At 73.0% G+C, this 26852-nt stretch carries 23 protein-coding genes, 1 other RNA gene and 2 pseudogenes; 13 read left to right on the top strand and 13 right to left on the bottom strand.

The annotated features are described in order from the left end of the window. Positions 1 to 47 precede the first annotated feature (47 nt). The 4 genes from AC07D6_RS02340 (at position 48) to rpmB (ending at position 5913) form a co-directional block, all read left to right on the top strand. Complete coding sequence (locus AC07D6_RS02340; RefSeq protein ID WP_479041269.1) at positions 48 to 1868, top strand: ABC transporter ATP-binding protein; 1821 nt, start codon at positions 48 to 50, stop codon at positions 1866 to 1868. Then, positions 1865 to 3667 carry an ABC transporter ATP-binding protein gene (locus tag AC07D6_RS02335; protein WP_479041267.1) on the top strand — a complete coding sequence of 601 codons (1803 nt, stop codon included), beginning with the start codon at positions 1865 to 1867 and terminating at the stop codon, positions 3665 to 3667. The genes AC07D6_RS02340 and AC07D6_RS02335 overlap by 4 nt, the downstream gene beginning before the upstream one ends. A 185-nt stretch (positions 3668 to 3852) precedes the next feature. Next, positions 3853 to 4722: a glycosyltransferase family 2 protein gene (locus tag AC07D6_RS02330; protein WP_479041265.1), complete on the top strand. Its 870-nt coding sequence runs from the start codon at positions 3853 to 3855 to the stop codon at positions 4720 to 4722. Positions 4723 to 5652: 930 nt separating this feature from the next. Continuing rightward, positions 5653 to 5913, top strand: a complete 261-nt coding sequence (gene rpmB / locus AC07D6_RS02325; protein WP_479041571.1) for a 50S ribosomal protein L28 — start codon at positions 5653 to 5655, stop codon at positions 5911 to 5913. A gap of 174 nt (positions 5914 to 6087) precedes the next feature. Here the strand turns inward: rpmB and AC07D6_RS02320 are convergent, their stop codons facing one another. The 3 genes and pseudogenes from AC07D6_RS02320 to AC07D6_RS02310 form a co-directional block, all read right to left on the bottom strand. After that, the gene (locus AC07D6_RS02320; protein ID WP_479041263.1) at positions 6088 to 6270 is read right to left on the bottom strand and encodes a hypothetical protein; all 183 of its coding nucleotides are present in this window, start codon (positions 6268 to 6270) and stop codon (positions 6088 to 6090) included. A 664-nt stretch (positions 6271 to 6934) separates the two neighbouring features. Then, a pseudogene (locus tag AC07D6_RS02315) lies at positions 6935 to 7138 on the bottom strand (hypothetical protein); the annotation flags it as partial. Positions 7139 to 7250: 112 nt separating this feature from the next. After that, a complete protein-coding gene (locus AC07D6_RS02310) occupies positions 7251 to 7496 on the bottom strand; it encodes a hypothetical protein (RefSeq protein ID WP_479041586.1) in 246 nt (81 codons plus the stop codon). Between AC07D6_RS02310 and AC07D6_RS02305 the strand changes: the two genes are divergently transcribed. After that, a complete protein-coding gene (locus AC07D6_RS02305) occupies positions 7404 to 8009 on the top strand; it encodes an aldo-keto reductase family protein (RefSeq protein ID WP_479041569.1) in 606 nt (201 codons plus the stop codon). The two genes, AC07D6_RS02310 and AC07D6_RS02305, sit on opposite strands and share 93 nt — an antisense overlap. Here AC07D6_RS02305 and AC07D6_RS02300 read toward each other — a convergent pair. Together AC07D6_RS02300 and rnpB are read right to left on the bottom strand one after the other, a co-directional pair. Then, positions 7987 to 8835, bottom strand: coding sequence for a hypothetical protein (locus tag AC07D6_RS02300; RefSeq protein ID WP_479041261.1), 849 nt, complete (start codon positions 8833 to 8835; stop codon positions 7987 to 7989). The two genes, AC07D6_RS02305 and AC07D6_RS02300, sit on opposite strands and share 23 nt — an antisense overlap. A gap of 339 nt (positions 8836 to 9174) precedes the next feature. Further along, an RNA gene (gene rnpB, locus AC07D6_RS02295) (RNase P RNA component class A) lies at positions 9175 to 9576 on the bottom strand. 76 nt (positions 9577 to 9652) lie between these two features. Between rnpB and AC07D6_RS02290 the strand changes: the two are divergent. From AC07D6_RS02290 to eda, 4 genes and pseudogenes are all read left to right on the top strand, one after another. Continuing rightward, positions 9653 to 10444: pseudogene (locus tag AC07D6_RS02290) on the top strand (MerR family transcriptional regulator); the annotation flags it as partial. 341 nt (positions 10445 to 10785) lie between these two features. Beyond that, on the top strand, positions 10786 to 11601 hold the full coding sequence (locus AC07D6_RS02285) for a hypothetical protein (protein ID WP_479041259.1): 816 nt from the start codon (positions 10786 to 10788) through the stop codon (positions 11599 to 11601). Positions 11602 to 12026: 425 nt separating this feature from the next. After that, positions 12027 to 12809, top strand: coding sequence for a peroxide stress protein YaaA (gene yaaA / locus AC07D6_RS02280; RefSeq protein ID WP_479041257.1), 783 nt, complete (start codon positions 12027 to 12029; stop codon positions 12807 to 12809). Positions 12810 to 13043: 234 nt separating this feature from the next. Further along, entirely contained in the window at positions 13044 to 13712 is a 669-nt protein-coding gene (eda, locus tag AC07D6_RS02275) for a bifunctional 4-hydroxy-2-oxoglutarate aldolase/2-dehydro-3-deoxy-phosphogluconate aldolase (RefSeq protein ID WP_479041255.1), read from the top strand. Here the strand turns inward: eda and AC07D6_RS02270 are convergent. From AC07D6_RS02270 to AC07D6_RS02260, 3 genes are read right to left on the bottom strand one after another with little or no spacing between them, the layout of a single operon-like run. Next, the gene (locus tag AC07D6_RS02270; protein WP_479041254.1) at positions 13698 to 15101 is read right to left on the bottom strand and encodes a bifunctional RNase H/acid phosphatase; all 1404 of its coding nucleotides are present in this window, start codon (positions 15099 to 15101) and stop codon (positions 13698 to 13700) included. The genes eda and AC07D6_RS02270 overlap by 15 nt on opposite strands. After that, positions 15101 to 15844: a zinc ribbon domain-containing protein gene (locus AC07D6_RS02265; protein WP_479041567.1), complete on the bottom strand. Its 744-nt coding sequence runs from the start codon at positions 15842 to 15844 to the stop codon at positions 15101 to 15103. The genes AC07D6_RS02270 and AC07D6_RS02265 overlap by 1 nt, the downstream gene beginning before the upstream one ends. After that, positions 15841 to 16680 (bottom strand): Nif3-like dinuclear metal center hexameric protein, encoded by an 840-nt coding sequence (locus AC07D6_RS02260; RefSeq protein ID WP_315878705.1) that lies wholly within the window; start codon positions 16678 to 16680, stop codon positions 15841 to 15843. Before AC07D6_RS02260 ends, AC07D6_RS02265 begins: the two co-directional genes overlap by 4 nt. A 332-nt stretch (positions 16681 to 17012) precedes the next feature. Between AC07D6_RS02260 and AC07D6_RS02255 the strand changes: the two genes are divergently transcribed. After that, a complete protein-coding gene (locus AC07D6_RS02255) occupies positions 17013 to 18173 on the top strand; it encodes a hypothetical protein (protein ID WP_479041251.1) in 1161 nt (386 codons plus the stop codon). A 285-nt stretch (positions 18174 to 18458) separates the two neighbouring features. Here the strand turns inward: AC07D6_RS02255 and AC07D6_RS02250 are convergent, their stop codons facing one another. The 3 genes from AC07D6_RS02250 to AC07D6_RS02240 all read right to left on the bottom strand — a co-directional run bounded on the left by AC07D6_RS02250 (position 18459) and on the right by AC07D6_RS02240 (position 22088). Further along, entirely contained in the window at positions 18459 to 19328 is an 870-nt protein-coding gene (locus tag AC07D6_RS02250) for a MaoC/PaaZ C-terminal domain-containing protein (RefSeq protein WP_479041249.1), read from the bottom strand. 311 nt (positions 19329 to 19639) lie between these two features. Continuing rightward, on the bottom strand, positions 19640 to 20392 hold the full coding sequence (locus AC07D6_RS02245; protein WP_479041247.1) for a GNAT family N-acetyltransferase: 753 nt from the start codon (positions 20390 to 20392) through the stop codon (positions 19640 to 19642). A gap of 223 nt (positions 20393 to 20615) precedes the next feature. Then, positions 20616 to 22088 carry an MFS transporter gene (locus tag AC07D6_RS02240; protein WP_479041245.1) on the bottom strand — a complete coding sequence of 491 codons (1473 nt, stop codon included), beginning with the start codon at positions 22086 to 22088 and terminating at the stop codon, positions 20616 to 20618. Between the two features lie 309 nt (positions 22089 to 22397). On the opposite strand from AC07D6_RS02240, the gene AC07D6_RS02235 reads away from it, so the two are divergent. From AC07D6_RS02235 to AC07D6_RS02225, 3 genes are all read left to right on the top strand, one after another. After that, positions 22398 to 23090, top strand: a complete 693-nt coding sequence (locus AC07D6_RS02235) for a class I SAM-dependent methyltransferase (RefSeq protein WP_315878710.1) — start codon at positions 22398 to 22400, stop codon at positions 23088 to 23090. A 10-nt stretch (positions 23091 to 23100) separates the two neighbouring features. Next, the gene (locus AC07D6_RS02230; protein WP_479041243.1) at positions 23101 to 24018 is read left to right on the top strand and encodes an N-acetylmuramoyl-L-alanine amidase family protein; all 918 of its coding nucleotides are present in this window, start codon (positions 23101 to 23103) and stop codon (positions 24016 to 24018) included. 94 nt (positions 24019 to 24112) lie between these two features. Then, positions 24113 to 24955, top strand: a complete 843-nt coding sequence (locus AC07D6_RS02225; protein WP_479041241.1) for a DUF5336 domain-containing protein — start codon at positions 24113 to 24115, stop codon at positions 24953 to 24955. An 88-nt stretch (positions 24956 to 25043) separates the two neighbouring features. Here the strand turns inward: AC07D6_RS02225 and AC07D6_RS02220 are convergent, their stop codons facing one another. Then, positions 25044 to 26114, bottom strand: coding sequence for a prenyltransferase/squalene oxidase repeat-containing protein (locus tag AC07D6_RS02220; protein WP_479041239.1), 1071 nt, complete (start codon positions 26112 to 26114; stop codon positions 25044 to 25046). After that, the gene (locus AC07D6_RS02215) at positions 26111 to 26845 is read right to left on the bottom strand and encodes a class I SAM-dependent methyltransferase (RefSeq protein ID WP_315878714.1); all 735 of its coding nucleotides are present in this window, start codon (positions 26843 to 26845) and stop codon (positions 26111 to 26113) included. The genes AC07D6_RS02220 and AC07D6_RS02215 overlap by 4 nt, the downstream gene beginning before the upstream one ends. Positions 26846 to 26852: the final 7 nt, after the last annotated feature.

Here is a 26852-nt window from a genome sequence, read left to right as displayed (position 1 = left end):
TTCGGCGTTGAGGCCGTCTTTGGGGAAGCACAGTGACATTCCAGTGTATGCAGAGGCTGCTGCGTGCCATGGGGGACGGCGGGGGGAGGCTGGCCTCCGTCGTCATCGCCCTGACGCTGCTGCACAGTCTCATACCGGCCGCCCTCGCGCAGGCCACCGCCGTTCTCCTGGGGCACGTGCAGCATGCGCACGGGGAAGGTCTCTTCGGCGCGGCCCTCATGCCTCTGGCCGTGTTCGCGCTGCTGTTGGGGCTCGGGCACGTGATCGAGTCCCTCGCCGAACCGCTGATCTTCCTGTTCGAGTCCAGGATCGACGGAGCGCACCGCGAACGGATCATCATGCTCGCCGCGTCGAGTTCCACGATCGGCCAACTGGAGGACGAGCGCACTCAGCGTCTGATCCGCTCGGCGAAGGCCGACCCGGCGAGTTGGACCGAGCGCAAACCCGGTGAGGGTGCCGTGGCCCTCATCCGGATGGGCACCATGTTCCTCGGCGTCGCGGCGTCCTGCGCCGTCGTGGGCCAATACGCGTGGTGGCTCGTCCCGGTGCTGCTCGTACCCGCCGTGCTCCGCTGGCAGTACATGACGCGGGACTACGTGAAGTACGTCGGCAAGTGGCGTGCTCAAGTGCCGCACATGGTGCGGTCCGCAAGGCTCGAACGTACGGTGACCCTGCCGGGAGAGGGCAAGGACATCCGCGTCTACGGGGCGGCGAACTGGATCGTCGACCAGTGCGCGCAGCACTTGCGGACCGCGTACACGCCGATCTGGAAGACGTTCAGCAACTTCTGGTACGACATCGTGGCGCTGCTCACCGTCGGCGTGCCCATGACGCTGGCCTTCGGGCTCGTCGCGAACGGCGCTGCCAACGGGCACGACTCCGTGGCCGTCGCGGCGGCGGTCATGACCGCCTCCTGGTCGATCTTCCTGTCCTTGGGCTGGAACGACTTCGTGCTGACCGCGATCAATGCCGGGGAGTGTCTGGCCGCCGCCGACGAACTGCGGCAACGGCTGGTGGCCGCGCCGGAGCGGGGTTCGGGGCGAGTCCGGCTCGCGCAGCGCGATACGCCGCCGTTGATCCGCTTCGAGGACGTCCGCTTCCAGTATCCCGGAACGGACCGGGTCGTCACCGACGGCCTGGACCTGGAGATCAAGCCGGGGGAACTGCTCGCGATCGTGGGATTGAACGGAGCCGGGAAGTCCACGCTGATCAAACTCTTGGCCGGCTTGTACGAGCCGACCGGCGGGCGGATCACGGCGGACGGCGTGGACATCTGGGACCTCGGCTCCGAGCCGTGGCGCCGGCAGATCTCGGTGGTGTTCCAGGACTTCGTCAAGTACCAGTTCAGCATCGCCGACAACGTGGCCTTGGGGTACGCGTCGGTGCCGTTCGACCGGGCGGTCATGGAGTCGGCCGCGAGGGACGCCGGCCTCGATGAGCTCATCAGCCGACTGCCACAGGGCTGGGACACACCGCTGGCCCGTACCCGTACCGGCGGAGTGGACCTGTCGGGCGGCCAATGGCAGCAGGTCGTGCTCGCGAGGGCGTTCTACGCCGTACGCCAGGGAGCGAAGGTCCTCGTCCTGGACGAGCCGACCGCGCACCTGGACGTTCGCACCGAGTTCAACGTGTTCGACCGGCTCGCGCAGCGGAAGGGAAAGGCGAGTGTCGTGCTGATCTCGCACCGCCTTTCGACGGTGCGCCAGGCGGACCGGATCGTCATGCTCGACGGCGGTCGGATCACCGAGTCCGGTACGCACGAGGAGTTGCTGGCACGTGGCGGCACGTACGCGGAGATGTTCGTCGCCCAGGCCGGCAGATTCAACTCGGGCCGTGAAGACGCCCTCGAAGAGGGAGCACTGACATGAGCCGAATGCGCTATCTCACATTGTGGGCCGAGCTGCTGGCCATGTCCTGGCGGCTTGTCCCCGGCCGGGTGTGCCTCATGTTCGGCGGTTCGGCCGCCGCGATCGCCGCCGGGGCCGTCGCGGCACTCGAAATGCGCGACACGGTGGACGCTTCGCTACGCGGCGATGTCCACGGCGCGGTCCTCGCGGCCTGCACCGCCGCGCTGGCCGGCACTTTCAGCGTCGTTCTCCAGGGCATTCTGGGCGGCTCGACGGTCCTGGTGGTGGAGAAGGTCGCCATGACCGAGCTCTACCGGCGAATCCACCTCGAGATCGCCACGCTCGAGGGCATCGAGCACCTGGAGAACCCCGAATTCCTCGACCGGATGGAAATCGTGCGTGGCTCCGGCTGGGGCCTGATGCAGAGCCTGTGGAACGCCGTGCGCGTGGCCTTCGCCGTTGTGCAGTTGGTCGTGATGATGACGCTCCTCGGGTCGGTCAGCCCGTGGCTGTTGTCCCTGGTGGCTTTCGCGGCCGTCCCGCCGTGGTTCGAACAGCGTGGCAAGAAGACGGTGGTGGACGCGGAAACCGAGACGGGTGAACAGTTCCGGCTGCAACGCCACCTGTTCGAACTGGGCACGGAGGCATCCGGGGGCAAGGAGATCCGCATCTCGGGTGTCAAAGTCGAACTGGCCCGTCGCCAGCGTGCCGCTTGGGACGAGATGATCACGCGTCGATACCGCGCGCGCGTGAACGCCGCCGCGTGGAAGATCGTCGGTTGGGCGCTGTTCACCGTCGGCTTCGCCGTCGCGATCGGCCTGATCGTCTTTCGCGCGGCCCGCGGCCACGGCAGCATCGGCGACATCGTCCTCACGATCACCGTGGCCACCAGCTTGCGGCAGGCACTGCACGAAACGGGTCGGCAATCCGTCGAGGCGGCGTCGTCCCGCAGCCTGATCGAGGCATACCTGTGGTTCCAGGATTACGTCGCCATGGATCGGGCGCGATCGAAGGGGAGCAGAGAGACACCGCGGACGTTGACTGAAGGCATCGTGTTCGACGGTGTCGGCTACACGTACCCGGGGACTGATCGCAAGGCGCTGGAAGGCATCAGCCTGCACATTCCACCGGGCGCGGTGGTGGCCGTCGTCGGTGAGTACGGCTCGGGCAAGACCACCCTCGTCAAACTGCTCGGCAAGTTCTACCAGCCGAGCGAGGGCACGATTTCAGTGGACGGGATCGACCTCGCCGATCTGGAGACCCGCGGCTGGCGCGCCCGCTCGGCCGCGGTGTTCCAGGACTTCGGCCGCTTCGAGACGACGTTCGCCGCCAACGTCGGCGTGGGCGACCTCCCGCACGTGGACGACCGCCCGGAGATCGAACGGGCCGTGCGCGAGGCGAACGCCGACACGCTGGTCGCCCGGCTCCCGCAAGGTCTGGACACGGAGCTCGGCACCGCCAACGGCGGCATCGACCTGTCCGAGGGGCAGTGGCAGAAGGCCGCACTGGCCAGGTCCCTCATGCGGCGGGAGCCGCTGTTGTTCGTCCTGGACGAGCCCACTGCGTCGCTCGACGCCGCCAGCGAGAAGGAGATCCTCGAGCGGCACATGTCCCGCGCCCGCGCGCTGGGCGCCCGGACCGGCGCGATCACCGTTGTCGTCTCGCACCGCTTCTCCACGGTGACGGGCGCGGATCTCATCCTCGTGCTGGACAAGGGACGGCTCGTCGAGGCGGGACGGCATGACGAGCTCGTCAAGATCGAGGGCGGCCGATATGCCGATCTCTACACGGTCCAGGCCACGGCGTACGAGATGGCGTGAAGGGCATGGGCTCCCTCGATCAAGCGCTGCGCCACAAAACTTTTTCCGCCTGAAAGCGACATCGGCCGAACAGTCCGCCAAGGCCATTCCATGACCTTGAAGTTCACCCCGGTCGGACAATAAGCTGAATTGCGTCGCAATCCATTCATAAATTCAAGCATTCTCGATATCACTAGGGAGCGGGTATGCCACCGCTGGTCTCTGTAATCGGCCCGGTCGAACCTGATTTGCTCAGGGCTTTCATTGAACATTACCGGGGCCATGGAATACGAGAGTTCTATCTCGGGTTCCATTTCACCGAACAGGCTCCAGCAGAGGTGCGGGATCGGCTCCTGCGGACCTGCGAAGAGCTGGTGGGGCCGCCGGTTGTCATCAGTCAAGGCCCGTGGCACGAGACGGTGCACAGCGAGTTGCGCGACCATTTGCGGGTCCGAGCCGGCGACGGCTGGCACGTGATCGCAGACATCGATGAGTTCCATGACTACCCGGCTCCGCTGGATGAGATCATCGGCGATGCCGAAGACCAGCACAGCTCCGTAGTGGGTGGCATCCTGTTCGACCGCGTCGCTGGAGATGGAAGCGTCAGTCCGTGGTCCCTGGAAGCGGGGTTGGACAAGTCGTTCCCGCTGGGTGGGTACCTCACCGCCAGGTTGCTCGGAGGGAATCCCGGCAAGGTGGTCGCCGCCCATTCCTCGGCCAGGCTCAGCCTGGGAAGCCACCGGTGCCTGGACGAGGCACCGGTCAATCGCCCCATCGTTCCCGTACACCATTTCAAATGGCGCGCGGGAATCCTTGAGGACCTGCGTCGACGTGTCGTGAACCACACAAACGGCGCTTGGCGGGAGACTGGACCTTGGATTCGGAACGAGGCCACAAAACTGCTTGACCACATCGAAGAGCACCAGGGCCGCATCGACATCACTGATCCGATCCTGGCCTTCCGCCCGGCACGTTTGGGCGAGCTGCCCGCGGGGTGGAACGAGGACACTCTGATTCCCATTGAAAGGGCACTGGGTGTAGCTCCTCCGAAGGACACCGTTCCGCCCGGCGAGTGAGCCTCTTTCGTTCGGGGTCCGTGCAGGTCGGGAGGTTGTGAACTGCACGGACGAACAGCGGCGTACCGTACGGCTCGTCGGCCCGGACGCGGTCGGTGGGGGTCAGCGTCCCGTCGACCATGACGAAGTCGCCCTCGCCCGGGCAGCCAGGAGCGAGAGCGATCGGCCTCGATCTCGCGTGACGGTCCGCCGACGGAGTCGGCGGACCGTTTTCGCGCCGCGGATTGAGGTGGGGCGGACCGAGGGCCCGCGCGTCGTCTCGGGGGCGCCGGGTTCCACTGCTCCGGGCGGGTCGGGTGGGGCGGTGCTGTCGTGGGGACGGGCAAGCCGTCGGTCGGCCGGGGCTCGGCAGGTGCGCGAGGCATTCGAAGGCAGCAGTAGCCTTCTCCCCCGGGGCCGGCGAAGGTGTCGACGAGACGGGAGACCGTCGGGTCGGCGTCCGGGCCGGCGCGCGACGCCGGCCACGGCCTCAGCAGCACCAGGTGGCGGCTCGTCCCACACGCCGACCTCGTTCCAGGCGGCCAGGTACCGCCGACAGCCCAGGCCCGAGCCGAAGCCCGGCTCCTGGGGCGGATGCTCCCGCTGGATGCCGACATGCGGCACGGACCAGATCCCTGCCTACGGGAAGTGATTGAGTCGTGACGTCGACGGCAGCTTCACCGCTCTGGAAGACGACCCCGGCCCGCCGGTGATCGCAACCGGCCGTTGACGAGTCGCGGCCATCCGCCCGCTGTCGCTCAGAAGGGGCGAACCGGCTGGTCAGCCGTGAGGGCGTGGCGAACAAGCACGGCTTCCCCCAGGGCCCGCACCACCCCCGTGACCTGCATCTTCAGAGTGAAACCCCCTACTGCATACGGCGTGAGATTGGCGTTGGGGGCTGTGTTAGACTTCCTTGGTCTACTGTCGTTGCATGGTGCCCGTCTAATCGAAATGCGCGGCGGCCCGTTTCTGGAAGTGGAGATTTTAATGGCTCAGCGTTGCGATGTTTGTGGCAAGGAGCCTTCCTTCGGTAAGTCTGTCGCCCGCCTGGGTAAGAACGCCATTCACCGCAGGGTGCAGGGGCGTTCGGCGCGGAGGTTCAACCCGAACGTGCAGCCCATGAAGACGACGGTCAACGGTACGCCGACCCGTCTGAAGGTTTGCACGTCCTGCCTGAAGAGGGGCAAGGTGGAGCGTCGCGTTGCTTCATAAGCGACGGAACGCGAGGTAGCCACGGGCGAACATCGACACTTCCTGCAAAAGATCAGTCAGATTAAGTCTACTGTCGCTGCGCGAGCAAAAGACTTGTTGTGAGATGTTCGCCATTTCCTGCGCATTCGGCGAAAGTTTGCACGGGACATCTTCGCCTGCGATGGTTGTGGTACATCAACTGCTCCACAGACGGGCCCCGATGAGTGGTACACGCTCCGGGATGATGTGTGGGCTGCGTCCGGTCATGATCCGGATGGAATTCGGTGCGTCGGCTGCCTTGAGGATCACCTTGGGCGGGAGCTTTCTGGCGAAGATTTCGCTTCCGTGGCCCTGAACGATCCCGAGCTCCGTCAGCATGGCCAACGACTCATTGATCGGTTGACGCGCAACACCTAGGCCGGTTGAGCCTCCACGACTCCGGGGCTCCAGCTCCGGCCAGCACTAGCCTCGATTCTGCAAAAGGGTCCGTCAGATTACTGACGGACCCTTTTCGCTTGGTCGGAGCGGATGTGTCTGCCATTGGACGGCCTGGCGGTCCGGATGGGTGCGGGGTGCCATGCCCGCATTGAGTACCGACAGGCACACAGCGGGCCCTCATCAGTGACGACCGGTGACCCTCTGCATTCTTTCGTCACGTGGTGCGGCCGTGCTCCCGCCTGAGCAGGACGAGGGCGGTTCGGGTCATCCGGGTGCTGCCGCTGGGGCACGTGGAGTTCTCGTGCTCTCCCGACCTTCGTGGCTATTACACGGCTTCGTACATAGCCACACGGTCCCGTTTGAACCGGTGTGGAATGAGGGTTTTGCCAACCTCCGGAATTCCACAAAAAGAGCCCTTGGCCAGTGGTTTTTCTGGTCAGGGGCCTAGGCGGCAGACGAGTCGGGCTGTACGCCGGGGAGAGTCGCCGCAATGCTACGACCTGCACGAACATGCAGGAAGGGCACTTCCGTGGCTACCTTCATGGCTCCGTAAGGAGACGCGCCCGTCCGGACTCCCCGGACGAGCGCGTCGTCGTTCCGGAGGTCAGACGGTCTGCTCGATGCGTTCGAAGATGTCCGCGTCCGCCTCCGCTGCCAGGCCGGCAGCTCGGCCCAGCCGGCGACGTATCCGGGCTCCGGGTCCTCGAAGTGCCTGAACATCTGGGCGGTCCAGCAGATCGCGACGAAGCACCCCCTTCTGCTCGCGGGTGAGCCGAGTGGCGTGCCCTTCGCTGACCTTGATGAAGTCGCCGGCAGCTGTTCGGTGCACTTGATCGCCTTGTGGGCGCAGGCGGCTCTTGCCAGCCATGGTGACCACGCCTGAACGTCCAGAGCAATGCAGCGATCGATTCCCTGGATGGTCAGTGCCAGACAGGCGTTCCGTCGTGCAGATATACCGGCCGTCCCTCGTCGAGGGCTCGGACCGCCGCGTCCAGCCTGACCCTCATCCGCTGGCCCACCAGTTCCTGCGCCTTGTCCAGCGTCACGTACGCGGCCTCGGACAGTTCCTCGTCCTGCGGTCGCAGCTCCCCCGGCACATCGAGGGTGACGCCGTCGACCGGGCGGTAAGTGACCTGGGGCGGGAGCCGGACGTCGTACTCCTCCACAACCCCGAGCACTCCGCCCCAGAAGCTCAGCAGCTCAGCGAAGCGTGTGCCGTGCTGGTCGACGCCACCGCCGCCGGGAGGTGCAGAAGTTGGGGGATCTCAACGTGGGATCCGCGTCCCCTGGTCGACCTCGCGACCCCTCGGCCGGACGTGCTCATGGTGCGCGCCGGGCTCCTGGTCGGTATCGATGCTCTGCAAGCCGCCGAGGCCCTGGTGAGGGCGTGGCAACCGACGGCAGTGTGGGGCATGAGCCCCTTCGGCGGCAGCACGACAGAGGCGGTGTGGGACAAGTTCGACCCACGGGTCTTCGTGCGGAATTCCCCCTCAGCCACGCCTGTGCAGGCAGCGCTCCGGGTCGCCTTCGCCCTCCCAGCCGTCGAGGTCATCGCCGTCGGCACGGACAACATGGACCACCTGCGGGAACTGAAAGAGACGTTGGAGTTCGAGGTCGATGACCAGGCGGTCAGCGAGTACCGGCAACTCCTCCGGGTCAGTCCGCCTGAAGCTCCTTGACGACCCGATCCGCAACGGCGCGGGCCGGGTCGAGGCGCGGGTCCTCGGGGTGAGCGTACGGCCCCAGGATCTTCGCGGCCACGAACAGTGTCATCAGTTTGCCGTCCCGGCTCTCGACGTCGTCTCGTCGCTCCTGGCGAACGCGGTCAGCCAGGGACGGGACGGCAAGCGAGGCTCCCCACAAGGTCGCGGCGTCCAAGCCGCGCGGGGCCATGCCCCAATCCTCCCAGTCGAAGATGCAGAACTCCGGCGCGGTCATGTTCGCCCAGTTCAGATCCGCGTGCGCAGGTACCCATTGGGTGATGGTGGTGTCGACGTCGGGGAAGAGGCGCCGGGTCGTCTCGGTGACGAGCTCCTGCGTGATCGTCTCGGTGTCGGGGGTGGCGATGCGGTTGGTCCGCTGGGCGGCGAGCCCGTCGAGGGAGACGTTCAGCGCCGCCCACCACTCCTCGGACAGCTCCGGGGCCTCGGCCACGATGGCACCACCGACGGGCGCCCCAGGAAGAAGGTCGGTCTCGTCCGCCCGCCACATCACCCGCTCGGTCTCGTCCAGCCAGGAAACGCCGGCGTACCAGGTGGGTTTCGCGATTCCGTGCAGCGCCTCAGCGGAGGGGGTGCCGTCACCGCCCTGAATCCCGATCCGGTCAAGCCCGCGCCGCTCGATCCGCACCCACGTGCCGCGATCTGTCCGGCCTCCGACCGACCGGCGCTTATGCACCACCGTGTCACGGTCAATCCGTACCTGAAGCGACTGCTCCACCCGCTCCAGGATGTCATCGACCGGTTCGCGGCGGAGGTCAACAGTTCGAGCAGCGGGCAGCTTCATGCCCGGACCGTAGCAAGCCGTTGCGTTGTGGCGACGACGCTTCAGCCACGTCCTTTACCCACCTCGCGGAGGCGAAGCGCGTTCTCTCCCCCACCGAAGTCGCCCTTTCCTCAAAGCTGGCGCCGAAGCTTGGCCCCGGGACCGGCAAGCACCGGAAGCCTCAGACACCGCGATAGCCCCGACGCAGTCTCCGGTCCGACGAGGCGTGGCTACTTTCGTGGCTACGTACGTAACCGCGAGGTCCGGTTTGAACTGGTACGAACCGGGGTCTGGACAGGCCCCCAGAGGACGGGAAAGGGCCCCTGACCTGCATTTTTGCTGGTCGGAGACCCTGAGTGGCAGACGAGTCGGGCATGTACGCCGGGTTCTGTGCCCCGGGACCTCGCGGTCGTCGGGGTGACGGCCATCCATCTAGGACCGGCGTTGCCGCCGGCCTCGTGCGGTCTACCCGCGGACTCGGGCGGGCAGCCCTCGAACGTCCGCGCAGGGCCGTCTCGCGACGGCCCCTCTTGACCTTGCTCCGGGTGGGGTTTACCGAGCCGCCTGGGTCACCCCAGGCGCTGGTGGTCTCTTACACCACCGTTTCACCCTTACCGAGGGCCGAGGCCCCCGGCGGTCTGCTTTCTGTGGCACTGTCCCGCGGGTCACCCCGGGTGGGCGTTACCCACCACCCTGCCCTGTGGAGCCCGGACGTTCCTCGGGGGGATCCTTCGATCCCCACGCGGCCGTCCGCCCGGCTCGTCTGCCGTGCCGCCCATGGTACCCGCCCCGGTGGCGCGCTTGACCTTGTCGCTGCGTCAACGTTTCTACTGGCCGTATGAGGATCGGAGAGATCGCCCGGCTCGCCGGCGTCAGCACGCGGGCCGTACGGCACTACCACCGGATCGGGCTGCTGCCCGAGCCGCCGCGGCGGGGCAACGGGTACCGGGAGTACGGGTTGCGGGACGCGGTGCTGCTGGCGCGGGTGCGGCGGCTGGCCGAGCTGGGCCTGTCCCTGGACGAGGTGCGGGACGTGCTCGCCGACGACGCCGGGCGGGAGCTCGTCGAGGTGCTGGAGGAGCTGGACGCCGACCTGGCGCGGCAGGAGGCCGAGGTGCGGGCGCGGCGGGAGCGGCTGGCGGTGCTGTTGGGGCAGGCCCGCGAGGGGCGGCTGCCGGCCGAGGGGCCCGTGTCGCCGGAGCTGGCCGCGCTGTTCGCGGACATGGCCCGGACCGGTGCCGGGCGCGGCGGGCCGGAGCCCAGGATGGCGGCGCTCGACCGGGATCTGCTGACCCTGATGGACTCCTCGTTCGCCAACGAGGAGGGGCGGCGGATGGTCGCCGCCATGCGGGACGCGGTGGCCGGGCCGGAGGCGCTGGAGCGGGCCTACGACCTGTACGCGCGGCTGGACGAGCTGGACGGCGCCGGGGCCGGGGACCCGCGGGTCGGGCCCACCGCGTCGCTGCTCGCCGGGCTGCTGCCGGACGAGGTGGCGGAGCGGGTGGCCGAGCTCGACCTGGACGCCTGGGGCGGGGGCGGCGGGTTCGAGGAGGCGTTCCTCGCGGAGTTCTCACCCGCCCAGGCCGAGGTGGTCCGGCGGGCCCTGCGGATCGCCGCGGGGCGGGCGAAGGTCCCCGGGCGGGCGGAGGCCCCCGGGCGAGCGGAGGACTCGGGGCCGGCGGGGGATGCCGGGCTGGCCCAGGACGGTGGACGGGCTGAGGGCAGCGGACGGGTCGAAGACGCCGGGCAGACGGAAGACGCCGGGCAGGCCCAGGACGCCGGGCAGGCCCAGGACGCCGGGCAGGCCCAGAACGCCGGACGGGCCCAGGACGGTGGGCAGGCGGAGAGCACCGGGCAGGCCAAGGGCACCGGACGGGCCCAGGACATCGGGCAGGCCCAGGACGTCGGGCGGACCAAGGACCCTGGGTGGGCCGGGGGTGCCGGGCGTGGTGACCGGGCGGGGGGCGGGCGGTGAAGCGGCTGCTGCGGGGCGCCGCATACGCCCTCCTGCCCGTCGAGGCGGTGCTCGCCGTGTGCCTGGTCGCCGGGGTGGCGATACCCGTGCCCGTGCTGCACGCGCTGGAGGTGCTCGCCGTCGCCGCCGTGCTGCTGGGGGTCGCCGTGTACCGGGGGGCCCGCCGCCGGGGGCTCTCCCGGCGCGAGGCGCTGTACGAGGTCGTGCCGGAACCCGTCGTCCGGATCGCCGGGCACGAGCTGGGCCTGATGGTGAGCCTGGTGCGGTGGGCGGGGCGGCGGCGGCACGGTGTGGGCGGGGGCGTCGAGGCGTTCGGGCACGCCCGGGACCAGGCCGCGCTCATGTACGGCTTCACGTTCGTGTGCGCCGTCGAGGCGGTGGGGATGTTCTGGCTGCTGCGGGACGTACCCGTGGTGCACGAGGTGTTCCTGGTGCTCGACGTGTACACCGTGCTGTTCGTCCTGGGTCTGCACGCCGCCTCCGTCACCCGGCCCCACCTGCTGGACGGGCGGGTGCTACGGCTGCGGCAGGGGTGTCACGTGGACCTCGCCGTACCGCTCGACGCCGTCGCCGCCGTCCGGCACGAACCGCTGTTCACGCACGAGAGGGCCGAGGGAGAGCTGGACCTGAAGGTCGGCGGGCAGACGTCGCTCACCCTGGAGCTGGCGACGCCGGTGGAGGCCGTGGGGCTGCTCGGCAAGCGGCGGGAGGTGCGCGTCGTACGGTTCCACGCCGATGACCCGCGGGCGCTGCTGGCCGCGCTCGGGCGGGCACGGACGGCGCCTTCTCCCGCCCCTGGTGCGCCCGCGTGAGCCGTGCGCCCCGCCGCTCCCCCGGCGGCTCCCCGCAGCCCTCCGGGCGGGCCGCCACCGCCGGGGCTTCGGACGGCCACCACCAGGACTCCGGGCGGGCCGCCGCCACCGGGGCTCCGGACGGGCCGCCGCCACCAGGACTCCGGGCGGGCCGCCACCGCCGGGGCTCCGGACGGCCACCACCAGGACTCCGAGCGGGCCGCCACCACCGGGATTCCGGACGGGCCGCCGCCAGAACTCCCGGCGGGTGGGTGGAGGGGACGGCCGGCCGGTTCGGGGCCGGGTGGACCGGGGCTCCGGGCGGGCCGGTGGAAGACTCCCGGTTTCCGCTCCGGCGGGCACGCCGGACGGGACGTCGCGCGGCACTTTGTACGCTGGCCGGGGGCCGTATCCCCCGCCCCCGTCCGTATGTGAGGAGAACCACCGTGCTCGTGCTGCTGCCGCCGTCGGAGGGCAAGGCCGCCTCGGGGCGCGGCGCGCCGCTGGAGCCGGACGCGCTGTCCCTGCCGGGGCTGGCGGAGGCGCGGGCCGCCGTGCTCGCGGAGCTGGTCGAGCTGTGCGCCGCCGACGAGGAGAAGGCGCGCGAGGTCCTCGGGCTGAGCGAGGGGCTGCGCGGCGAGGTCGCGAAGAACGCCGCGCTGCCGACCGCCGGGGCCCGTCCCGCCGGGGAGGTGTACACGGGTGTCCTGTACGACGCGCTGGGCCTGGCGACGCTGGACGCGGCGGCGCGGAAGCGGGCGCGGGCGTCGCTGCTGGTGTTCTCCGGGCTGTGGGGCGCGGTGCGGATCGACGACCGGATCCCCTCGTACCGCTGCTCGATGGGGGTGAAGCTGCCGGGGCTGGGGGCGCTCGGCGCGTACTGGCGCGGGCCGATGGCGGAGGTCATGCCGGAGGTGGCCGGGGACGGGCTGGTGCTGGACCTGCGGTCGGCGGCGTACGCGACGGCGTGGAAGCCGAAGGGCGAGGTGGCGGGGCGCACGGCGACGGTGCGGGTGTTGCACGCGCCGACCCGGAAGGTGGTCAGCCACTTCAACAAGGCGACGAAGGGCCGGATCGTACGCGGCCTGCTGGAGTCGGGTGCGGCGCCCGCGACGCCGGGCGAGCTGGTGGAGGCGCTGCGGGGCCTCGGGTACGCGGTGGAGTGCGAGGCGCCGGGGCGGGCCGGGAAGGCGTGGTCGCTGGACGTGTTGGTGGACGAGGTCCACTGACCGCCGCCGGGGCGGCGGGGGGGATGGGACGGGCCGCCGTCGTGGGGCGGTCGCCGTCGCAGGACGGGCCCCCGCCGCAGGGCGGGGTGAGCGTCGTGGGCAAGGCCGTCGCGGCCGGGGCACCGGGTCGGGGGACGGGCGTGAACGGGTAGGGGCGGAGGCGTTGCGGACGGGGCGTTGCGCTCTGCGCAACGGCCGTTGCGGAAGGTGCCGGGCCGGGGCAGGATGCCGGGCATGACGCCGGAACCGCCGCCGGCCGCGCTGTCCGCGTCGGCCGCCCCCGTGCTGCCCGTCGTGGTCGTCGAGGACGCCGCCGACGCCGTACCGCTGGCGCGGGCGCTGGTGGCGGGCGGGCTGCGGGCCGTCGAGGTGACCCTGCGGACCCCGGCCGCGCTCGACGCGATCCGGGCGGTCGCCACCGAGGTGCCGGAGTGCCTGGTCGGCGCGGGCACGGTCGTGTCGGCGCGGGCCGTGGCGGACGCCGTCGCGGCGGGCGCGCGGTTCCTGGTGAGTCCCGGCTGCACGGGCGGGCTGCTCGACGCGATGGAGGCGTCCGGGGTGCCGTACCTGCCCGGTGTCTCGACGGCGTCGGAGGCGCTGGCGCTGCTGGAGCGCGGGGTGCGGGAGATGAAGTTCTTCCCGGCGGGGGCGGCGGGCGGCGCCGCGTACCTGGCGGCGCTGGCCGGGCCGTTGCCGCAGGCGCGGTTCTGCCCGACGGGCGGCATCTCGGCGGTGTCGGCGCGGGAGTACCTGGCCCTGCCGAACGTCGACCGCGTGGGCGGTACGTGGGTGGCGCCGCCCGCCGCGCTCGCCGCCCGGGACTGGACGCGGATCACGTCCCTGGCGCGCGAGGCGGCGGCGCTCGGCGGGCCCCCGCCGGGGCGGCGGTCAGCGCAGGTGTGACGTGTCGTTGAGGAGCCGGACCGAGGCGTTGCCGTCCCGGTAGTAGGCCACGGCCGAGAGGGACGCGGCGGACAGCTCCATCCGGAACAGCGCCTCGGGCGGGGCGCCCAGCGCCAGGCGGACCAGCGTCTTGATGGGCGTCACGTGCGTCACGACCAGGACGGTACGGCCCGCATAACGTTCCGTCAGCCGGTCGCGGACCGCGGCGACCCGGCGCGACACGGCCGCGAACGACTCGCCGCCGGTGGGGGCGGCCTTCGGTGAGGCGAGCCAGGCGTCCAGGTCGTCCGGGTAGCGCTCCTGCACCTCGGCGAAGGTCAGGCCCTCCCACGCCCCGAAGTCCGCCTCGCGCAGCCCGTCCTCGATCCGTACGTCGAGGCCGAGGCGCCCGGCGACGGTCAGCGCGGTCTGGCGGCAGCGCAGCATCGGCGAGGAGACGATCTCCTGCACGGTGCCGCGCGCGGCGAGCGCGGCGGCGGCGGCCTCGGCCTGCCTGCGCCCGGCGGGCGAGAGCTCCGGGTCCCCGCCGCCGCTGCCGGAGAACCGCTTCTCGGGCGTCAGCGCGGTCTCCCCGTGCCGCAGCAGGACGAACGTGGCGGGCGCCCCGAGGTCGGCGGGCGCGGCCCATCCGACGGAAGGCGTGGCGGGCGTCGCCGCCGCGCCGGCGGAGGGCGCGGGCGCGGTCGCGGCGGGCACGGGGGCCGACCCGGAAACGGGGGCGGGCGCGACGGGACCGGGCACGGTCGCCGTCGCGGCAGGGGCGGTCGCGGCGGGACCGGGGCCCCCGGTCGCCGTACCGCCGGACAACGCGGCGGCGGGACCGGCGACCGCCTCCCGGTCCACCGGCCCCGCCGCCCCGGCCAGGGCCGCCCGGGCCTTCGCCGCGCCCGCCGCCGCGTCGCCGACCACGCGGGCCGCGGTCGCGTCCAGGGCGGCGCGCGAAGTGGACGGCTGCCACTGGCGGCCCTGGCGGCCCGCGTCCATCGCCTCGTTGGCGAGACGGTCCGCGTGCTTGTTGCGCTCGCGCGGGATCCACTCGTACGAGACCTGCCCGGGCGGGTAGATCCGGGCGGCCTCCGCCGCGAGCGGCTTCATGTCCGGGTGCTTGATCTTCCAGCGCCCGGACATCTGCTCGACGACCAGCTTGGAGTCCATCCGCACCCGCACCGACGCGTCCGGCGCCAGCTCGCGCGCCGCGCGCAGCCCGGCGAGGAGGCCCTTGTACTCGGCGACGTTGTTGGTGGCCACGCCGATGTACTCGGCGGCCTCCGCCAGGGCCTCACCCGACACCGGGTCCAGGACCACCGCGCCGTACCCGGCCGGGCCCGGGTTGCCCCGGGAACCGCCGTCGGCCTCGACGATCAGCTCGCGCAGCCGCACCCCGCTCATTACAGGCCGGACTCCGCCGTGCGGACCAGGATGCGGCGGCAGTTCTCGCACCGCACGACGGTGTCGGCCGCGGCGGCCCGGACCTCGTTCAGCTCGGTGATGTTCAGCTCGATGTGGCAGCCCTCGCAGCGGCGCTGGTACAGGCGGGCCGCGCCCACGCCGCCCTGCTGCCCCCGGATCTTCTCGTACAGCCCCATCAGGTCCGCCGGTACGGAGCCGGCCACCAGCTCCCGCTCCTTGGCGACGGCCGCCGCCTCGGTGTCCAGCTCGTCCTGCGCGCGGTCGCGGCGGGCCGTCGCGTCGTCGACCTTCGCCTGCACGGAGGCGACGCGCTCGGTCAGCTCGTCCACCCGCTCCTGTGCGGACTCGCGGCGCTCCATGACCTCCAGGACGACGTCCTCCAGGTCCCCCTGGCGCTTCGACAGGGAGACGAGCTCCTTCTGGAGGTTCTCCAGGTCCCTCGGGGACGCGACGGCGCCCGAGTCGAGCCGCTGCTGGTCGCGGACGGCGCGCTGGCGGACCTGGTCCACGTCCTGCTCGGCCTTCTTCTGCTCGCGGGCGCAGTCGCTCTCCTCCGTCTGCGCGGCGACGAGCAGGTCCCTCAGCTGGGTGAGGTCCTTGGTCAGCGCCTCGATCTCGGCGTGCTCGGGCAGGGACCTGCGCCGGTGGGCGAGCTGCGACAGGCGCGTGTCGAGGGACTGGACGTCGAGGAGTCGGATCTGGTCGGCGGGCGCGGCGTTCAGTTGGGGGCTCCAGGGGAGGTGTGGTGAGCGGAGGGGGACGTGTGGTGGGCGGCCCACGGGTCGGTGACCGTCTTCGAGACGTGCACCCGCAGGTTCCAGCCGTGGCGGTCGGAGATCTCGTCGAGCTGGGAGGCGGCCAGTTCGCACCAGGGCCACTCGGTGGCCCAGTGGGCCGCGTCGACGAGGCCGAGCGGGGAGTGCTGGGTGGCCTCGGAGGCCGGGTGGTGGCGCAGGTCGGCGGTGAGGAACGCGTCGACGCGGGCCGCGCGGACGGCGTCGAACAGGCTGTCGCCGGAGCCGCCGCTGACGGCGACCCTGCGGACCGTCGCGTCGAGGTCGCCCGCGACGCGGATGCCCTGGGCGGTGGCGGGGAGCCGCTCGGCGGCGCGCGCCGCGAACGCGCGCAGCGTCTCCGGCGGGTCCACCTCGCAGATCCGACCGAGGCCGTTCTCCGGTACGAGGGGGCCGACCACGCGCAGGTCGAGGGCGCCCGCGAGGGCGTCGGAGACACCGGGGTCGGCCGTGTCGGCGTTGGTGTGCGCGACGTGCAGGGCGATGTCGTGCTTGATGAGGGTGTGCACGACGCGGCCCTTGAAGTGGGAGGCCGCGACGGTCGTCGTCCCGCGCAGGTAGAGGGGGTGGTGGGTGACGACCAGCTGGGCGCCGAGCCGGACCGCCTCCTCGGCGACCTCCTGGACGGGGTCGACGGCGAAGAGGACGCGGTCGACCTCGGCGTCGGGGTCGCCGCAGACCGTGCCGACGGCGTCCCACTGCTCGGCCCGCTCGGGGGGCCAGAGGGCGTCGAGCTCGGCGAGGACTTCGGTGAGACGTGGCACGCCCCCAAGGCTACCCGCAACCCCGCCGGGCCCGGCCGCCCCGGTGGACCGCCCCGTACCGGCGGGGCCGGCACCCGGCGCGGAGGCGTCGCACGGACCGTACGGGCCGTGCGGAGCCGGTGGCTCCTGACGGGAACGGGGGCGGGCGCGCGGGATCCGGACCTTCGAGTTCCACTTAGGGCCGCCTTACCCCTCCGGGCCTCTGACCAGCACATCGACCCACTTTTCCTCAGCCAAACCCCGCGATGGCCACCCTTATGTGTGAAAGATGCGGGCTCGCGCCTTTCGGGTGGGTGCGCGAAAACTAGCGTCGGGGCCGGAGGTGACGAACCATGACAGCCTGTGCCATCGAGGGCACCGTCCGGGACGGTGACGCCGCGGTCGGCGGAACGGGGTTCGCGATCGCGGCGGACGGCTCCTACGCGGCCCGGCTGGCCGGTGAGGGCGAGGCGCTGTTCCCCGAGCGGTGGACGCTCGACGGACCGGAGCCGTACGCCGTTCCGCTGCCGCTCGGGCAGCCCGAGGACCCGCACGCCCAGCTCTTGCCGCTCACGGACGGCCGGGTCCTCATCGCACGCCGGGTCGCCGGGAGGTGCCTGTTCTCGCTGCTGTACCCGGCGGGCCCGGGGACCGGTGAGCTGCCGCTCGGCGCGGTCGAGGCGGAGTCGGTGCGGCTGCTGCCGCCCGCCCCGGACGGGGTGTGCGCGTACGCGCTGGCGGTGAGCGGGCGTTCGACGGGCGTCTGGCGGGTGACGGGTGGCGCGTACGGGCCGGAGTACGTCGCCAAGATCCCCGGGCACTGCTCGGGCGGGGTGTGGCTGGACCGGAAGGGGCGGCTGCTCGCGCTGGACCGGACGGTGGACGGCGGCCCGGTGAAGACCGTCACGGTGGACCTGGGGCGGGGCGGGGAGGTCACGCCCCTGCTGCAGCTCACGGAGGAGAGCCGGGACCGGCTGCTCCTGGCCGACCTGGACAGCGGGTTGGTGCTGATCCGTTCGGACGCGCCGTCACCGGGGCGCGAGCGGCTGGGCTGGGGGGTGCTGGGCAGTACGCGGCCGGTGCGGTTCCCGGAGTGCCTGCGGGCGGCGGACGCGGTGCTGACGCCGTTCGCGGTGCAGCCGGGGCAGGCGCTGACGCCGGAGGCGTGCGCGGTGGCGCTGCGCGTCGACGCGGCGGCCGGGAGCTGGGTCGGGCTGTGGCGCCCGGCGGCGCGGCGGCTGCTGCAACTCCCCGCGCCGGCAGGCTGGTTCGCGGGCACGGGGCTGTGGACGCGGGACGGGGCGCTGGCGCTGCCGTACGCGAACGCCTCGGTGCCGTGCGGGCTGGCGCGCGTGGGGGGCGCGGCACAGGCGCTCGCACCGGAGGGAAGGGGACGCACCAGACCGGCGGAACCCGCGGGTGGGAAGCGGTGCGGCCCGCTGGGGACCGTGGGGGTGCGCCGGCCGGTGCCGTTGCAGCAGGCGCCCCTCATGGGGCGTGCGATGCCCGGTTAGGCTCACGGGCCGCACGACAACGGCGAGCACCACGGGGTGACTTCACCACATGTCCGAGGCCGGCACCGACACGATCCGGGCGACGCGGGCGCACGGGGACGCCGGCGGCTCCGGAAGGCACCGCGGGGGCCCCGCGCCGGCGGAGGACGCGTCGGCGCGGCCCCACGGCCGCCACCGCAGGGAGTCCGGCCAGGGCGGCGGCGCGGCGTGACGCCCGCCGCCGCGAGGCGGGAGGAGAGGGCCGTCCCGGGGTTCCGGGGCGGCCCCCGGTGCTTCCGCCGGCGGTCAGCGGGTCTCGACGGCGGTGTCCGCGAGGACGGGCGCGTCACCGCGTTCGACGGCGGTGGCGGAGACGTGGACGCGGCCGTGGCCTGCGTCGTCCCACATGCGGAAGCGGAGGGTCTCGCCGGGGAAGACGACACCGGCGAAGCGGGCGCGGTACGCGCGGACGCGGGTGACGTCCCCGCCGAGCACCGTGTCGACGACGGCCTTCAGCGCCATGCCGTACGTGCACAGGCCGTGCAGGATCGGCCGGTCGAACCCGGCGAGCGCGGCGAACCCGGGGTCGGCGTGCAGCGGGTTCCAGTCGCCGGACAGCCGGTACAGCAGCGCCTGGTCCTCCCGTACGGGCCGCTCGACCGTCCGGTCCGGCGCCCGGTCGGGGACCCGGTCGGCGGCCGGGCGGGAGGGGCCGCGCTCGCCGCCGAACCCGCCCTCGCCGCGTACGAAGAGGTCCGCCTCGCTCGTCCACAGCGGCCCGTCGTCGTCGGCGGCCTCGCAGCGCAGCACGAGCACGGCGGCGGTGCCCTTGTCGTACGCGGCGGTGACGCGGGAGGTGGTGACGGCCCGCCCGCGCGCCGGGAGCGGGCGGTGCACGGCGACGCGCTGCCCGCCGTGGAGGACGGCGGCGAGGTCCACGTCGATGCCCGGCGCGGACAGTCCGGCGAGCACGCCCGCCCCGTCGCCGCCGGCGACGGTGGCGAAGGTCGGCAGCACGTGCAGCCGGGACTCCAGCGTGTAGCGCAGTTCGGCGGGGTCGGTGGCGGGGACGCCCGCACCGATGCCGAGGTGGTAGAGCTGGACGTCCTTGTGGTCCCAGGCGATCGTGTCCGACCAGGGTTCGGCGGCCAGGGCCCGCGCGGCGTCGATGGGCATGGGCGGGCGCTCCTTGGGTGGGAGGGGACGGCTCCGGCCCGGCCTGTATAGCGCGCCGCCGGCCCCCGGGGAAGGAGGCGGCGGACCCGCGCCGGTGCGGCACGGACCGGGCGCCGGGTGCCGGGTGGGTGCGGTACGGACCGGGCGCCGGGCGGGCACGGTGGGGACCGGACACCGAGCAGACACCGTACGGACCGGACACCGAGCAGACACCGTACGGACCGGACACCGAGCGGACACCGTACGGACCGGGCACCGGGCGGGCACGGTACGGGCCCCGCTCAGGTCGCGCGGGGCCCTCGCCGCGCCGGTCAGTCCGGCAGGACCAGGTACAGGCGGGTGCCTCGGGGGCGGTAGCCGACGCGTTCATACACGCGTCTGGACCCCTCCCCGGAGTACTCCAGCCACACCGAGCGGGCGCCCCGCGCCAGCAGGGCCCCGGTGACGGCCGCGGTGACCGCGCCGGCGATGCCGCGTCCGCGGAACGCGGGCCGGGTGCCCACGCCGGCCGCCTCGGCGGTGCCCTCGGCGGGCGCCGAGCAGGTGGCGGCGCCCGCGCAGCCGCCGTCCGGGGCCCGGACGAAACGCACGGCGCCGCCGCCCTCCTGGACGCGGCGCAGTCGTGCCGCGCCTTCGGTGGACGGGGCGAACCCGCCGTCGAACGCCTCGGACAGGGCGGCGTCGACCGCGGCGTACTCCGCGTCCGTCGACGGGGCCCGCACCAGGGGCGCGGGGGCCGGCGGCGGGGTGAACGTGTCCGGTGCGCACACCAGGTACTCGTGCACCGCCTCCGTCGCGAACCCGGCCTCGCGCAGGGCGGGCGCCACCTCGGGCGCGGCGTCCGGCGCGAACTCCAGCCGGGGCGTGAGCCCGCGCTCCCGGAACGCCGCGACGAGCGCGGCGACGTCGCGGGCCGTGGGGCGCGCGCCGGGCAGTGGAGTGGCGTAGTTCAGGTACGGGCTGGTGGTGCCCGGGTCGATGCCGACGACGAAGCCTCCGGTCTCGACGACCGCGGGGCGGCGGCGGAGGTGGGCGACGGCGAAGCTCTGGACGTCTGTGTCCACGGTGGGGTGTCCTCACGCAGGGATGTCGGGGATGTCGGTGGACCGGTGCGCGCGGGTGCGCACCACCACGACGTGGGGCCGCCGTGAGGGAAGCGGTCAGTGCCGACGGCGGCCGCTGGTGGACGCCGCGATCATGGGCTTCAGTCCCTTGGGTGAGGACGCGTGTGGTGCCGGACCCGGACACCCTGGCACGGCCCGGACCGGGGTCGCAACGCCTTTCCCCTCAGGCGCCGTCGCGCGCCGTCCCGCCCCGCGCCGGGGCGGAGGTCCGGCGGGGCAGCCAGAGGAGCATCAGCGCGGCGGCCACGAGGAGGACGGCCGCGCCGGTGCGGAAGGCGAGGGCGTACCCGGCGGTGAGGGCCTCCGGGGTGGCGGCCCCCGCCGCACCGGACGCGGCGACCGTCGACAGGACGGCCAGGCCGACCGCGCCGCCCATCGTGCGGGAGGTGTTGACCAGGCCCGACACGAGGCCCGCGTCGCCCGGCGCGGCCCCGGAGGTGGCCATCGCGGCGAGCGGCGTGAGGACCAGCCCGACCCCCGTCATCATCAGGATCCCGGGCCCCAGGATGTCCGTGGCGTACGTGCCGTCCACGTCCATCAGCGACTGCCAGGCGAAGCCGGTCGCGGTGATCAGCGCGCCGCCCACCGCGAGGGCCCGGGCGCCGAACCGCGGCATCAGGCGCGGCGCCAGCTTGGAGCCGGCGACGACCCCGGCCGAACTGGGCATCAGGGCGAGCCCGGCCTCCAGCGGGCGGTAGCCGAGGACGTTCTGCGCGTACAGCGTCAGGAAGAACCAGGACGCGAACGTCGCCGAGCCGATGACGAACAGCGCGACGTTCGCCGCCGACACCGCCCGCGCCCGGAACACCTTCAGCGGCACGAGCGGTTCGCGGGTACGGGACTCCACCGCCACGAACGCGGCCAGCAGCGCCACCCCGCCGAGCAGCGGCACCAGCGTCCGGGCCTCGGTCCAGCCGGCCTGCTCGGTCTGCACCACGCCGTACGCGAACACCGCGAGCCCGGTGGTCACGAGGACCGCGCCCGGCAGGTCCAGGCGGCGCCCGGCGCCCGTGCGTGCCTCCCGCACCCACACGGCGCCCGCGATCAGCACGAGGGCGCCGACGGGGACGTTGACGAGGAGGACCCAGCGCCAGTTCAGCAGGTCGGTGAGGAGGCCGCCGACGAGGCCGCCCGCCGCGCCGCCGCCCGCGCCGACCGCCGCCCACGTGCTGATGGCCCGCGTCCGGGCCGGGCCCTCCGGTACGGCGCTGGTGACGATGGTCAGCGTGGCCGGCGACAGCACGGCCGCGCCCAGCCCCTGCGCGGCGCGCGCGGCGAGCAACTGCCAGCCCTCCTGGGCGAGTCCGCCCGCCACGGAGGCGGCGGTGAACACTGCCAGGCCCAGCAGGAACATCCGCTTCCGCCCGAACAGGTCGGCGGCCCGCCCGCCGAGCAGCATGAACCCGGAGAAGGCTATGGAGTACGCGTTCACCACCCACTGCAACGCCAGCGCGGACATGCCGAGGTCGGCGCGCATCGACGGCAGGGCGACGTTCACGACGGACACGTCGAGCACGACGAGGAACGTTCCGGCGCAGGCGGCGAGGATCACCGCCCAGGGGCGGGTGGGGAGTTGGGATTCGGCGGCGACGGCGGGGGCGGGGGTTCCGGTACGGGTCTGGGCCATGCCCGTCATGGTCGCAGTTGGCCGGAGCCCCGTACATCCCGGTGTCGCCGCACGGGGAGCGCGCCCCGGGGCCCGGACCCGCGGCACCGCCGGGCGCCCGCGCGGCGCGGTCCGCCGTTCGCGCCGGTCGCACCCGCCCGCCCCGGCGGACGGCCTGCCCCGGCGGTCTGCCCGTACCGGTGGACGGCCCGTACCGGTGGACGGCCTGCCCGTACCGGCGGACGGCCCGCCCGTACCGGCCGGGGCGGCGTCGTCCGGCGGCGGGGCGTGGGGGACGATGGGCCTCCGTTCGCCCGTACGACCTGGAGGACCCCGACCATGAGCGCCGCACCCACCCCGGAGCAGACGCCGGAGCCGTCGCCGGAGACGCTCGCCGCGTTCGAGGCGGCCAAGGGGTTCATGCCCGTGCGGGAGGGGCTCGCGCTGTACGCGGCGGCCGTCGAGGCGGGACGGCTGGGGCTCCCGCTGCTGGAGGTCGGCACGTACTGCGGGCGCTCCACGATCCTGCTGGCCGACGCGGCGCGGGCGGCCGGCACCGTGGCCGTCACGGTCGACCACCACCGGGGCAGCGAGGAGCAGCAGCCGGGCTGGGAGTACCACGACCCGACCCTCGTGGACCCCGAGGTGGGCCTGATGGACACGCTGCCGGCGTTCCGGCGCACCCTGCACGCGGCCGGGCTGGAGGAGCACGTCATCGCCGTGGTGGGCCGGTCGCCGCAGGTGGCGCGGGTGTGGGCCGGGCAGGTGGGGCTGGTCTTCGTCGACGGCGGGCACACCGACGAGCACGCGGTGAACGACTACGAGGGGTGGGCGCCGCACGTCGCGGAGGGCGGGCTGCTCGTCATCCACGACGTGTTCCCCGACCCGGCGGACGGCGGCCAGGCGCCGTACCGGATCTACCTGCGGGCGCTGGAGTCGGGGGCATTCACGGAGGTGTCCGCGACGGACTCGCTGCGGGTACTGCGCCGAACGGCCCCCGGGACCCGAGCCGGAACGCCCGCCACCGCTTAGGCTCGCCCGCGTGTACGACGACGACGCGCACCAGCGCACCCGCCTCCGGAAGGCTGTCCTCCTGGCCGCCGTGCCGCTCGCCGCGGCCGCCCTGCTCGCCGGGGGGTGGGCCGTGACGGGAGCGGCGTCCGGCGGGCCGCCGGGCGTCGGCCGGGGAGACGGGCCGGGCGCCGACGGCCGGGGAGACGGCGCCGCGTCCGCTCCGGCCGGCGCGTCCCCCTCCGCCGGTGCGTCCGCGTCCGCGCCGCTCGCGGGCAAGGTCGTCGTGATCGACCCAGGTCACAATCCGAGGAATTTTCAGCACCCCTCGGAGATCAACGAGAAGGTGGATATCGGGACCGGTCACAAGGAGTGCGACACGACCGGCACTTCCACCCGGGACGGTTACGCGGAGGCGGCGTTCACCCTCGACGTCTCCCACCGGCTCCGCGCGGCCCTCCAGCGCCTCGGGGCCACCGTGGAGCTGACGCACGACGCCGACCGGCCCTTCGGCCCGTGCATCGACGAGCGCGCCCGCATCGGCAACGGGGCGGGCGGCGGGCGGGGCGCCGACGCCGTCGTCTCCGTCCACGCGGACGGCTCGGCGGCCGGCCACCGGGGCCACCACGTGATCCTCCCGGGCCTGGTCAAGGCGGGTGCGGCCGATACGGCGCCGATCGTCGCGCCGTCGCGTGCGCTCGGCGAGCGCGTCGCGGCCGAGTTCGCCCGGGCGACCGGTTCCGCCCCGGCCAACTACCTGGGCGGGGGTACGGGGTTGGTCGTCCGCGAGGACCTCGGCGGGCTGAACCTGTCGACCGTGCCCAAGGTGTTCGTCGAGTGCGGCAACATGCGCGACCCGCAGGACGCCGCGGCGCTGTCCGACGCGGCGTGGCGGCAGAAGGCCGCCCAGGGGATCGCGAACGGGGTCAGCACCTACCTCCTCCGGTAGGCCGTACGGACGATACATTCGTCCGTACGATGGGGCGCCCCCCGTGTTTCGCGCCACCCCTGACGACGACACGAACCGACGAAGGACTTTTCACGTGAACATCCGCTCCCTCACTCGAGGCGATGGCGTGGTGATCGGAGCAGCGGTGGTGCTGTTCATCGCCTCGTTCCTCGGCCTGAGCAGCATCGACTGCCCCAGCGGGCTCGACTGCTCGAACTACGACGTGCCCAACGCCTGGGACAGCCTCGGCCTGCTGATGAGCATGTTCCTCGCGGGCGTCATCGGCGCGGCGCTGATCGTCCTCGCGCGGGCCGTGCCGGGACGCAAGGTGGCCGGGCTGGACCTGGGGCAGTTCGGTGTCGCCTTCACCGTCTTCTCGCTGTGGACGGCGTTCTGGACCATCATCGACGTGAGCTCCGCGGGCGCCGGTCTGATCCTCGGCCTGCTCGCCACCATCGCGCTCGCCGCGGGCGCGGTGGCCTCCCCGCTGGTCCCGGCCCTGAAGGCGCCGCTGATGGGCGCGCCGCGCCCGCAGGCCCCGCAGCCGTACGGCGCCCAGCCGGGCGTGACGGGCGGCGCCGGCTACGGCTACCCGGGCGTCCAGCCTGGCGGTACGGGCGGCTACGGCTACCCGGCCGGCGGCCAGCAGCCGGGCCAGCCCGGTCCGGTGGACGCCCAGCAGCCGCGGCCCGACCAGCACGGCGCTCCGGCCACGGCCCAGCAGGGCGCGCCGGCCGGGGACTTCGCCCCGTTCTGGTTCGCCGTGCCGGTGGCGCGTCCGCTGTACGCCGAGGACGGCTCGCCGACGCCGATCGCCGAGCTGGCGCCGGGCACCTGGTACCTGGCCGTGGAGCAGCGCGGCGCGGCCCTGGTCGCGCAGACGCAGGACGGCCGCCGCGGCGTCCTTCAGGACACGACGGGCATCCAGCGCGGCTGACCCCGCGCCCCGTGTCGTACGACGGGCCCGCCCACCGCGCCGAGAGGCCGGTGGGCGGGCCCGTTCGCGTGGCCGTCCCCCCGCGGGGTCAGCAGCAGTCCGGCGGCAGGCCGGCCGGCAGGCGCTCGCCGCCGAACACGGCCGCCGTCGCCTCGTCGCCGCCGAGCGCGGCGACCGCGAGGAGCAGCGAGCCCGCCGTCCAGGTGGTGAGCTCCTCGGGCCAGACCGCGCGGTTGCCCTCGAAGACGTACCCGGTCCAGTACAGGCCGCCCTCGGCGCGCAGGTGGCCGATGGAGCGCAGGATGTCCACGGCCCGGTCGGACTCCCCCATCGCCCAGAGGGTGAGGGCGAGTTCGCAGCTCTCGCCGCCGGTGACCCACGGGTTGGGGACGACGCACCGCACGCCGAGGCCGGGGACGACGAACTCGTCCCAGCGGCTCTCGATGCGCTCCTTGGCCGCCGCGCCGGTGACGGCGCCGCCGAGGACCGGGTAGTACCAGTCCATCGAGTAGCGGCTCTTGTCGAGGAACCGCTCCGGGTGGCGGGCGACGGCGTGGGCGAGGGCGCCGGTGGCGAGCTCCCAGTCCGGCTGGGGCTCCTCGCGGTGCTCGGCGATGGCGAGGGCGCAGCGCAGGGCGTGGTGGACGGAGGAGCTGCCGGTGAGCAGGGCGTCCGTGACGGGCGTGCCGTCCGCCTCCCGCTTCCAGCCGACCTGCCCGCCGGGCTGCTGGAGGCGCAGGACGAACTCGACGGCGGCGCGGACGACGGGCCACATCCGGTCGAGGAACGCCTCGTCGCCGGTGGTCAGGTAGTGGTGCCAGACGCCGACGGCCACGTACGCGCAGAAGTTGGACTCGCGGGCGAGGTCCGTCGGCCGGTCGGCGTCGCCGTCGTGGTAGGCGGCGTACCAGGAGCCGTCCGGGTTCTGGTGGCGGGCGAGCCACGCGTAGGCGCGGGCGGCGGCGTCGTGCTCCCCGGCGGCGTCGAGGGCCATGGCGGCCTCGGTGTGGTCCCACGGATCGAGGTGGTGGCCGCGGAACCAGGGGATGGCGCCGCTGGAGCGCTGGGCGGCGAGGATGCCGGCGACGGTCTCGGCGGCCTGCCCGGCGGTCAGCACGCCGGGCAGGGTGAGGTGTTCGGTGCGCTCGGGCGGCGTCACAGCGCGGCGTCCGCCGGGAGGTGGGGCTTGGTCGCGTACACCACGAAGCTCTTGCCGAGGACGGGGTTGAGGGCCCGCTCGGCGAGCCGGGTGGCCAGCGGCTTCTTCATGATGTCCCAGACCAGCAGCTTGTGGTACGCGCGGACGGGCAGCGCCCGGTCGTTGTCCACGCCGAACGCGCACTTCAGCCACCAGTACGGGGAGTGCAGGGCGTGCGCGTGGTGGCTGCCGTACGGGCGGAGTCCGGCCTCGCGGATCCGGCCGAGGAGCTCGTCGGCCCTGTAGATGCGGATGTGGCCGCCCTCGACCTCGTGGTAGGCGTCGGACAGGGCCCAGCAGACCTTCTCGGGACCGTAGCGGGGGACCGTGACGGCGATGCGGCCGCCCGGCTTGAGGACGCGGACCATCTCGGCGAGGACGCCCTTGTCGTCGGGGATGTGCTCCATCACCTCGGAGATGATCACCACGTCGAACGAGGCGTCGGGGAACGGCAGGTTGAGGGCGTCGCCCTCCATCGCGGTGGCGGTGGCGCCGGCCGGGGCCTCACCGGCCTCCTTCATGGCGGCGAACCACTTGGCGACCTCGCGGACCTCCTCGCCGTTCCGGTCGAGGGCCACGACCCGCGCCCCGCGCCGGTAGCACTCGAACGCGTGCCGCCCGGCGCCGCAGCCGAGGTCGAGCACGCGGTCGCCGGGGGCGAGCGGGAAGCGGGTGAAGTCGACGGTCAGCACGTGCGGG

The organism is Streptomyces sp. NPDC045287 (genome assembly GCF_056432325.1).
The sequence above is the reverse complement of the archived record's forward strand: the minus strand, read 5'-3'. Positions and strand labels throughout refer to the sequence as shown.